A 9,698-nucleotide genomic window follows, 5' to 3' on the forward strand; every position below is an offset into this window, starting at 1 on the left:
TGAGTCCATATAAATATAGAACTCAGGTTACTTAGTTGTGCTTTTTGAATACAGTCTACTTGACAGGGGTCACTTCACTTCGGACACTCTTTTCCTTTATAGCGAATTAAATAAGCGCTTGATTAAGTCTGCAAAACTCAATCATATCTCGATACGAAAAGCATTACATTAGCACTCTTCCGGCTTACCAGCATTCGACGCCGTACGGAAAGATGATCCACATCCGCATGATGCGATTGCATTCGGGTTATCGATTGTGAACCCGCCGCCAAGCATAGATTGCTTGTAATCAACTTTTACTCCTTTTACAATCGGAGCACTTTCTTTATCAATAACAAATTCAACACCGAAAAACTCAAGCACTGTGTCGTCTTCATTTGGTTCTCTTTCAAATCCTAGACCGTAAGAAAGACCGCTACATCCACCGCCATGCACAGCAAGGCGAACGTACTTCTCTCCATCTTCAGCATCTTTTAACATATCTTTAATTTGATATGCTGCTTGTTCTGTTACATCAATCATGAAATCCACCTTCCTTTCTTCTCTCGTTCTATTATACATCTTTACGCCTCTATCTTGTACTCATACACCCCGCGGCAAATTACTTCCGCTGGACCTTTCATCAAAACGTTCCCTTCTTCTGTCCAGGCAATCATTAAATCTCCGCCTGCTAAATGAACCGTAATTTCTTCACCGCGTTTCATTTTTTCATTCAACACTGCTGCAACAACTGCTGCGCATGCTCCTGTTCCACATGCCTGCGTCACACCTGACCCACGTTCCCAAACGCGGAAGTTCATTTCATTGTCATTTACAATTTCAATGAATTCAACATTCACTCGTTCCGGGAACATTTCATGAGTCTCAAGTACCGGACCTAATGTTGTAAGCGGCGCTTCTTCTACATCATCAACAAAAATAACTGCATGTGGATTTCCCATTGAAACACCTGTAAAGACATAGCGATGATTACTGTATAAGAAGTCTTCACGAATGAATGGTGTTTCTCCCTCTCCAAGCATCGGCAGTTCGGCACGAGTTAAACGAGGAGCTCCCATGTCAATTTTAGCTAATGTAACGATACCGTCTTCTACTGTCACTTCAGCCGTTACAATTCCAGCCAATGTTTCTATTGTAAAAACAGTCTCTTCTACTAGTTTATGCTCATACGCATATTTCGCTACGCAACGCAGTCCATTCCCACAGCTTTTTCCTTCTGACCCATCATTATTAAACATGCGCATTTTGACTGGTGCTACTTCAGACGGACAAATTAAAATCATTCCATCTGCGCCAATTCCAGTGTTGATATTCGACACTTTTTCCGCTACAAGAGATAGTTCCTCTTCTGGAATTTGCTCTTCAAACATATTTACATATATATAGCTATTCCCAAGACCATGCATTTTTGTAAAAGAAAATTTATTCATCCTCATTCACTCCAAAAAAAATTTGTTGTTTTAAGTATAAAATGCATGCTTTTGGAACACAATAAGAACGTCCCCCGTTTCTCATATTTGACAACGTTTTGATGGCTTTTATATAAGAGCCGTTCTTACACAAATTGTGTAAGAAAAAAGCCCTTCTCGGAAAGGGCCTTTTTTTATTTCACACAAACATTCCTGCAATTGCAGCACTCAATAAGTTAGCAAGTGTTCCAGCTACAATTGACTTTATTCCAAATTTCGCAATATCACTACGACGGGTTGGCGCCATTCCCCCAAGTCCCCCAAGTAAAATGGCAACAGAAGATAGATTCGCAAATCCGCAAAGCGAAAAGGTAATCATTGCCATTGTTTTCTCTGAAAGTTTCCCCATATGAGGAGCAAAATCAGTAAACGCTACAAACTCATTTAAAATTAACTTCTCCCCAATAAAACTTCCCGCTGTAATTGCTTCTATCCACGGTACACCAATGACAAACGCAAGCGGTGAAAAAATATATCCTAATATAAGTTGTAGGGATAGATCTGGATAACCGAAAAGACCACCAATCCCACCAACAATTCCATTCAAAAGAGCGATGATGGCAATAAAAGCAATTAACATTGCTCCAACATTTAAAGCAAGTGATAATCCATCAGCTGCTCCGCGCGCTGCGGCATCGATGACGTTTGCTGGTTTTTTGTCACCATCTTTATCATCGTCTTCATGCTTATTATGTACTTCTGGCTTATCTGTTTCTGGAAACAATAATTTTGCCATAACAAGTCCAGCAGGTGCCGCCATAACGCTTGCCGCTAATAAAAACTTAAGCGGCACGCCAAGCGCAGCATATCCAAAAAGCGTTGAGCCTGATACAGATGCTAATCCTCCCACCATCACCGCAAACAGCTCTGACTTTGTCAGGCGTGGCATGTATGGTCGAATCACAAGCGGCGCTTCTGTCTGTCCTAAAAAGATATTCGCTGTTGCAGATAACGATTCGGATTGACTAGTCCCTAATAGCTTTGCTAGTGCACCACCGATAATTCGAACAATCCATTGCATAATTCCTAAATAATATAAAACAGCAATAACCGAGGATAAGAAAATTAAAATTGGCAGCACCCGAAACGCAAATACGAATCCAGTTGTTTTCGTTGGGTCCCCTAAACTACCGAATAAAAATAAAATACCAGCATTCGCAAAATCCATAATCTTTTGCACAAACTGCGTTACCTTCTCTAAAACCATTCGCCCTACATCCCACTCTAATACGATAAAGCCAAATAATAACTGAATTGCGAGTCCACCAAATACAGTACGCGGCGAGATTGCTCTTTTATTATTTGAAAGTAAATAACCAATTAAAAGAATAACGATAATTCCACCGAATCCCCAAATAATGTTCATTCTGTCACCTCTAAAGTTCAAATTCTTTGTTAGCATTTCCTTCGAAAGAATTTTTACTCTAATAGAATAGATGGCAATAAAAAAGACGTCGCTCATTTGCAACGCCTTAAAACATTGGATTTTCATCTAAGTAATCATATACATTTTTCACAAGTTCTTCTACCGTTGCACCTTGTACGACTTCCCCGTTTACAAGTGCAAAAGGCCCTTCAAAACAAATGCCACAATATCCTAGACAACCGTACTCCATAACATCTAAATTTGGATCTTTTTCAAATTTTTCTAGCGCTGCTTGTGAGCCACTCGCAAGATTACCTACACAAAATTCGATTAATGGCTTAATCAAAACAATCCCCCCTGTATCTCCAAAAAATAAATCTATAATAAGAAAACTAAGCTGTTTCTTGTTGTTTTAATTACACCTAATAAAATATTTAGCTACTTTACTGTCTCATTTCGAATCAAAAAATCTTCTCTATATAAATCCATGTTGATTTCCAAACATACACTTCACTGCTATGAAAACAAAAAAAGATCTCCACTCATTTCATCCTTTTGGTTTCACACGGCTTGGGACCAACAAAAGCACTGACCGCTTCTATCCATCGGCGGACGCTCTCTCCAACCTAAAAGAAAGGGTTTCTATCGTTTTTTTATCTACATATTGATTTCCCAGCATACAAATTAAAACAGTTTGTCCACTTTTCTTCTTATTGTACAACAGAGTACACATTCATGCATTGTTATTTGTTCACAAATTCGATATAATTTGAGTGAGTAAAGTCAAAATATTTTTTCAATATATAATTGTATGATTAGGGGATATTTCAACAGAAAAGGGGTAATCCATCATGAAACACCTCGTATTACTGGGTGGCGGCTACGGTGGAATGAGAATTCTACAACGGCTTCTTCCAAACAATCAACTCCCAGATGATGTCCAAGTGACATTAATCGACAAAGTACCATACCACTGTTTTAAAACAGAATATTACGCATTAGTAGCGGGTACAATTTCAGAAACACATATTCGCATTCCGTTTCCAGAACACCCGCGTCTCAACATTCAATATGGCACTGTAACGAATGTTGACCTTGAAAACAAAGCCGTTCATCTCGATGGCGGTGAAGTTGTCGAATATGATGACTTAATTATCGGCCTTGGCTGCGAAGACAAATATCATAACGTTCCGGGGGCGAAGGAATATACACATAGCCTTCAATCAATTGAACAAACTCGCAAAACGTATGAACAATTAAATAGTTTAGAACCAAACGCAACGGTCGCTGTTGTCGGTGCTGGTTTAAGCGGTGTTGAAGTTGCGAGTGAACTTCGTGAAAGCCGTTCTGATTTAAAGATCTACTTATTTGATCGAAAAGATCGCATTTTATTCCCGTTCCCAGAAAAGTTAAGTAGATACGTAGAAGAGTGGTTCGTAAAGCATAATGTTACAATTATACGAAACTCTAACATTACGAAAGTAGAACCAAACGTTGTGTACAACCATGACGAACCGCTTCAATGTGATGCAATCGTATGGACAGCTGGTATTCAAGCAAACGAAGTTGTTCAAAACCTTCCAGTCGAACAAGATAGTAGTGGTCGGGTTGTATTAACAAAATATCATAATATTCCGAATAATGAGCATGTTTATGTTGTAGGGGATTGTGCTGCCCTTCCGCACGCACCTTCCGCACAGCTTGCTGAAGGCCAAGGCGAGCAAATTGTCCAAATATTATTAAAACGTTGGAACAATGAGCCCCTTCCTGATGAACTACCTGTTATTAAATTAAAAGGTGTTCTCGGTTCTCTTGGTAAGAAACACGGATTCGGATTATTAGCAAATCAACCATTAATGGGACGAGTTCCTAGACTTCTCAAGTCGGGTATCCTTTGGATGTATAAATATCATAATGGTTAAAAAACAAGAGCTTATCGCTCTTGTTTTTTTCTACTTTTCTCCTTTTTTGATACGATATGAATATGTAAGCACAAATTGAAAACCGGAATAAAACCTAATCTTTAGATGGAAGAGAGCATCTAGCCATGCATAGAAACGGTTCGGGCCTTTTCCTGCCCCATGCCATGTTAAAACAAAGGAAGTAAACGAGTAGAGATCTTTTTTTGTTTCCATAGCCGCGTTTTATATGTTGGAAAATCAAGATGGGTTTATATAGAATCCCTGATTAACACACCTGGTATATTAATCCAATTTACGGATATTATAGTAATAAATCTTTAGATTTGTATCGTTCTATAATGGAGGTATCGGGTATGTATTATGTTAAATTAATTCAGGGACAATCCTTCTATGCTTTTGATCATCGCTTCTTGCTAGATCAAGAAGAACAAGTTACACAAAGAATTTTTAAATACCTGTGCAAAAATGAGTTTTTCGAAGTACGTAAAGACGAGAATACTTCCACAGCATAATAATGAGTAGCTTAGTAGTGTGTACGTTAAGCACTAACAAATCCCTTTATCTACAAACTGAGCAGCCATACTATTTGTAGTATGGCTGCTTTTTTATCCTTCCCATTTCCTCTGGCACTCCTCTATCCCACTAAGCACATACTTCTTCGTCATATGTGCCCGCTTCCAAATGGAAATCATTCGTTTCGCTCTCTTATTATGACGCATCCGCTCTACCTCTTGTAACAAAGGTATCCATTTTTCACTAGACGCCCTCATCATATATTGTAATCCCTCATCTTTTGAAACAATTGTTTTATGCTCTAATGTATACAAAATGCGTCCCATCGTTACAACAGCTGATTCTACCCATTCTTCAATTAAAAATAAATATGGCCGTGATGCTTTTTCACTCCAGTACTGTTCTACATTATATTTCATTGTTTCTACCACATCACTCCATGGCGTCTGAAACGGAAGCTTACTTGCTTCCTCCCCAATTACAGTAATCCCTTGATTTTTTAACGTCCACCACGTTACAGCATTCACATCCCAATGTCCTGTGTGAGCTTTTCCATCTGCACAATAGACATACTGCAGCATTTCCTCATTGTATTTCCCTAAATCAGCAAGTGGAATATACATACCGTCCATTCGTCTTCCTAACATGCTTTTACTCATTTTTTTGTGTAACTCAATTATTTGTATGTTCTGGGTTTCACTGACCGGCTCTCTCGTTACTGTAACAAAATCAACGTCACTCGTTTCTAAATGAAATGCTCCTAATGCAATTGAACCATATAAATATACTCCAATTAATTGTTCGTTAAAAAAAATATCTTGTAATCCAATCACATATTGCTCCATTAAGACCTTTACTTCTTCTGGAAGTCTATGTTTCACTACCCCTTTCACACGCATACCTCCTTGATAAGATTACCTATAACGGTTATTTTTTCCATATAAACATGTAAGAAAAGCCTTTGCTACCGCAAAGACTTTTTTGTATTATAAATATTTCTCAATTTCTTCGTATACGTCCTTTAAACGAGGATTTCCTTCTCCAACGATTTCTCCGTTTACAAGAACAACTGGATAAAATAAATCCTCTTCAATTACGTGCTCTGCAAAAGCTTGTTTCTCAGCATCTTCTTGCTCTTCCTGAATATCAATGTATTCAAACTTGAATTTATCATCTTGTCCTTCATATTTGCGACCAATTGCCGCTTGTAGCCATTCAAATGTTTCAGCCGAAGACGGCATTCCAACGCAGCTTGCACAAATTACTTTTGCACCATATACTTGAACATTTACCATTACTTCTCCCCCACTTCTCTGTTCTAACAGTATGCCTAGATGACTTACCTTATAAGCACATCTCTTTACAAGTTTAATTCTTGTCCTCTATACTGAAAAAACACATTGTAAACATGATACAATATTTCGACAATAAAACAAGAACAGAAAAAATAGATTTTCCCCTGTATCTTGATTATAATAAAATGGATGAAAGGAGTCGATAAAAATGGAAAACCCAAATATGCAAGAACAAGTACTAGAAGTATTAGATAAATTACGTCCGTTCTTACTTCGTGATGGCGGTGACGTTGAATTAGTAGATATTGAAGAAGGTATTGTAAAACTACGCCTTATGGGTGCATGCGGTAGCTGCCCAAGTTCTACAATCACATTAAAAGCTGGTATCGAACGCGCACTACTTGAAGAAGTACCAGGTGTTATCGAAGTAGAACAAGTATTTTAAATTTAAAGCGGCAGCGGCTCGCTTAGAATTGCTTCCACTGGATAATTTACAAAAAAAGAGACCACTATGGTCTCTTTTTTGTAAATTCGTATTAAGATAACCAATCCAACTTTCGAATTCCGAGCTTATCAACAGGCAAGCGAAGAAATTCATAAAAATGCTTCATAAATTGCTCTGAACGGTTCACATCGTGTAAAATGTCTTCTAAGCGATCTCGATACATACTTTTTTGTTCTTCATTTCCCGTCAGATAGTACTGTTCTACCGTTTCAAAGTAGCGAAGTGGAAAGAGAAGACGCGCAAATAGTAGACGCCAGCCAAAAGAAGAAAGTGCATAATTTTTCTCATAATCCGTTACAAACTGAAAAATTGTTTGTTCCCAATCTTTCTTCTTTTCCATCGATACATATCGAATCCATTCCGCCAAATCTCTACTTGGATGATCATATACCCAATCGATGGGGATTTTTAATTTATTAGTTTGCTGCCATAATAAAGGGGTAAAGCGTTCTTGACAAATTGTTGCTGCATCGGCAAGCTGAGGTGTATCATCTATTTCTGTATCAACAACATATTGAATGGCATTTTCAGCAATGCCTAAATAGTATGGGAAAGACTCAATAAATAGTTGATCAAATACATCTGATGGCTGATTCATAAGTTGTGATTGCCAAAATCGCTCTAATTGATCGAGCCTTTTTTCCCACAATGACTTCCATTCACCAATGCGACTTAATTGTTCTATTTCTTCTGGAAAAAAAGCGCCTCGTTTATGGAATAAAGAAAGCTCACTACCTAACGAAGTAGCATGTCGTTCAAGCAAACGCATACCTTTTAATAAACAGTAATTTTTTTCTTCTATCTCACTTACATAGTAACCGTGCACCGTCGGAACGAAAGTCGCAACAGTAATATCCCCTTGCTGGTTCATATAATCGCTTAATTTTTTCATTTCAACAAGTACATCTTCCTCCATATTTCCAATCGGAAGAAGTACATAAATTTTATTGCGAATCCAAAAGCTTTTATAGGGGCCAAGGGGGATTAATTCTTTGACATGCATTTGATAATGCTCATAAATATGCTGAATCATCATAGTCGCCACCTATGGTTTTTCTTTATATATATGAGCTTGTGCTCGCCTTTCATTCCTATGCACATGATAAAGCAGTAAAACGTATACAAATAATAAAAAGAAAAAAAGGTGATAACATGAAAGAATCAAATCAACTACAAGAAAGAGCATTACAACTTCTACAAGAACGTGGTGTAACAATCGATGATATTGCGGAGCTTGTTCATTTTCTTCAAAAGAAATACCATCCAAATTTAGAGATGTCAGAATGTCGTTACAACGTAGAACGTGTATTATCCAAACGCGAAGTACAAAATGCACTCATTACAGGAATTGAATTAGATGTCCTTGCCGAAAAAGGAATGTTAAGCGAACCATTACAAGATATCGTAAAACGGGATGAAGGATTGTACGGAATTGATGAAGTCATCGCACTTTCTATCGTAAACGTGTATGGCTCTATCGGCTTCACAAACTTTGGATATATCGATAAATTAAAACCAGGTATTTTAGAATACTTAAATGATAAATCAACTGGGAAAGTCCATACATTCCTTGATGACATTGTTGGCGGTATTGCCGCTGCCGCTTCTAGTCGTTTGGCACATCGCGCGGAGCATGGGGAATAAAGTAAAACAATAGTCAGCATAATTTTACGTAATACTTTCAGTTGAAAATGTTATAGAAAACATAACGGACCATGTGAAAAAATCATGGTCCGTTATGTTTTTCTTTCTTTTCAAGATTTTTTCATACTCCTATCATTTTTTTATTTACACGAATAAACAGGAATAGCCTAAAAAGTAGCGAATGAATAAGCTTAATGGTTCTGTTTGATTGGGATCTGAATATTAGTTAAAGATATGCGAATTACATTCCTTTCAGTAATAAAAAAAATGATTCAATAACAGGAGGAGCAATTTATATGGATAATATTTTAAAAGTATCATCAAAATCCAATCCCAATTCAGTTGCAGGTGCCATTGCCGGTGTATTAAGAGAAAAAGGTAGTACAGAAATTCAAGTAGTTGGAGCTGGTGCTTTAAATCAAGCAGTTAAAGCCGTTGCTATTGCAAGAGGATTCGTAGCTCCTAGCGGCATTGACCTTGTTCTCATTCCAGCATTTACAGATATCACAATCAATAACGAGAAAAGTACAGCAATCAAATTAATTGTCGGCCCTAGAAAAATTAGATCGTAGAAAAAATGATAGCTTATCATTCAAACCATCCATACAAAAATTATGAAAGAACATCCCCGCTCAACTGCATTCTTTTATTAGATTCATAAATACCAATTGTTAAATGATATATGAAAAGACTGATAACAATCAGTCTTTTCCCTATTGTATCAATTCTTCAGTTTCTCTTCTTCCTACAGGAATATGTCATCAAAATAAACTCTCTTCCTCTATCATCAAAAGTTTTTTCTGCTACAAAACCTACCTGTTGATATAACCTTATTGCACGTTTATTAAAACCTGCAACACTTAAACGAAGTCTATCCGGTTGGATTTGCTCTTCCGCCAAATTTATTCCAGCTTGCAAAAAGGCTTTCCCCAGCCCCAGCCCCCGCCCCGTTAGCTCTGGCTTCATTCCAAGCCCAATATCTAC

The 9,698-nt window shown here is 37.6% G+C and carries 13 protein-coding genes; 5 read left to right on the forward strand and 8 right to left on the reverse strand.

Annotated features, from left to right (window positions below):
• Positions 1–168: 168 nt before the first annotated feature.
• The 4 genes from JDS96_RS28690 to JDS96_RS28705 all read right to left on the reverse strand — a co-directional run bounded on the left by JDS96_RS28690 (position 169) and on the right by JDS96_RS28705 (position 3,181).
• The gene (locus JDS96_RS28690) at positions 169–522 is read right to left on the reverse strand and encodes a HesB/IscA family protein (RefSeq protein ID WP_003201551.1); all 354 of its coding nucleotides are present in this window, start codon (positions 520–522) and stop codon (positions 169–171) included.
• 41 nt (positions 523–563) lie between these two features.
• Positions 564–1,430 (reverse strand): diaminopimelate epimerase, encoded by an 867-nt coding sequence (gene dapF, locus JDS96_RS28695; protein WP_199668847.1) that lies wholly within the window; start codon positions 1,428–1,430, stop codon positions 564–566.
• A gap of 178 nt (positions 1,431–1,608) precedes the next feature.
• A complete protein-coding gene (locus JDS96_RS28700) occupies positions 1,609–2,835 on the reverse strand; it encodes a NupC/NupG family nucleoside CNT transporter (RefSeq protein ID WP_199668848.1) in 1,227 nt (408 codons plus the stop codon).
• A gap of 106 nt (positions 2,836–2,941) precedes the next feature.
• The gene (locus JDS96_RS28705) at positions 2,942–3,181 is read right to left on the reverse strand and encodes a YuzB family protein (RefSeq protein ID WP_000595023.1); all 240 of its coding nucleotides are present in this window, start codon (positions 3,179–3,181) and stop codon (positions 2,942–2,944) included.
• Positions 3,182–3,686: 505 nt separating this feature from the next.
• On the opposite strand from JDS96_RS28705, the gene JDS96_RS28710 reads away from it, so the two are divergent.
• On the forward strand, positions 3,687–4,757 hold the full coding sequence (locus tag JDS96_RS28710) for an NAD(P)/FAD-dependent oxidoreductase (protein WP_199668849.1): 1,071 nt from the start codon (positions 3,687–3,689) through the stop codon (positions 4,755–4,757).
• Positions 4,758–5,110: 353 nt separating this feature from the next.
• Positions 5,111–5,269, forward strand: coding sequence for a YqbF domain-containing protein (locus JDS96_RS28715; protein WP_016112359.1), 159 nt, complete (start codon positions 5,111–5,113; stop codon positions 5,267–5,269).
• Positions 5,270–5,362: 93 nt separating this feature from the next.
• On the opposite strand, the gene JDS96_RS28720 is transcribed toward JDS96_RS28715, so the two are convergent.
• Positions 5,363–6,169 (reverse strand): nucleotidyltransferase domain-containing protein, encoded by an 807-nt coding sequence (locus JDS96_RS28720; RefSeq protein ID WP_206777246.1) that lies wholly within the window; start codon positions 6,167–6,169, stop codon positions 5,363–5,365.
• Between the two features lie 87 nt (positions 6,170–6,256).
• Entirely contained in the window at positions 6,257–6,565 is a 309-nt protein-coding gene (locus tag JDS96_RS28725) for a YuzD family protein (protein ID WP_003201537.1), read from the reverse strand.
• A gap of 208 nt (positions 6,566–6,773) precedes the next feature.
• Between JDS96_RS28725 and JDS96_RS28730 the strand changes: the two genes are divergently transcribed.
• On the forward strand, positions 6,774–7,010 hold the full coding sequence (locus tag JDS96_RS28730; RefSeq protein WP_000431179.1) for a NifU family protein: 237 nt from the start codon (positions 6,774–6,776) through the stop codon (positions 7,008–7,010).
• Positions 7,011–7,101: 91 nt separating this feature from the next.
• Here JDS96_RS28730 and yutH read toward each other — a convergent pair whose 3' ends face one another.
• Positions 7,102–8,103, reverse strand: a complete 1,002-nt coding sequence (gene yutH / locus JDS96_RS28735) for a spore coat putative kinase YutH (protein ID WP_018767383.1) — start codon at positions 8,101–8,103, stop codon at positions 7,102–7,104.
• 119 nt (positions 8,104–8,222) lie between these two features.
• Between yutH and JDS96_RS28740 the strand changes: the two genes are divergently transcribed.
• Both JDS96_RS28740 and JDS96_RS28745 read left to right on the forward strand, forming a co-directional pair.
• Positions 8,223–8,714, forward strand: a complete 492-nt coding sequence (locus JDS96_RS28740; protein ID WP_018767382.1) for a phosphatidylglycerophosphatase A family protein — start codon at positions 8,223–8,225, stop codon at positions 8,712–8,714.
• A 296-nt stretch (positions 8,715–9,010) separates the two neighbouring features.
• Positions 9,011–9,286 carry a stage V sporulation protein S gene (locus tag JDS96_RS28745; protein WP_003201532.1) on the forward strand — a complete coding sequence of 92 codons (276 nt, stop codon included), beginning with the start codon at positions 9,011–9,013 and terminating at the stop codon, positions 9,284–9,286.
• A gap of 157 nt (positions 9,287–9,443) precedes the next feature.
• Here the strand turns inward: JDS96_RS28745 and JDS96_RS28750 are convergent.
• A partial coding sequence (locus JDS96_RS28750) for a GNAT family N-acetyltransferase (protein ID WP_199668851.1) occupies positions 9,444–9,698 on the reverse strand: 255 nt, incomplete at its 5' end.

It is taken from the genome of Bacillus cereus group sp. N21 (genome assembly GCF_016483395.1).
GTDB classification, from domain to species: domain Bacteria; phylum Bacillota; class Bacilli; order Bacillales; family Bacillaceae_G; genus Bacillus_A; species Bacillus_A pseudomycoides.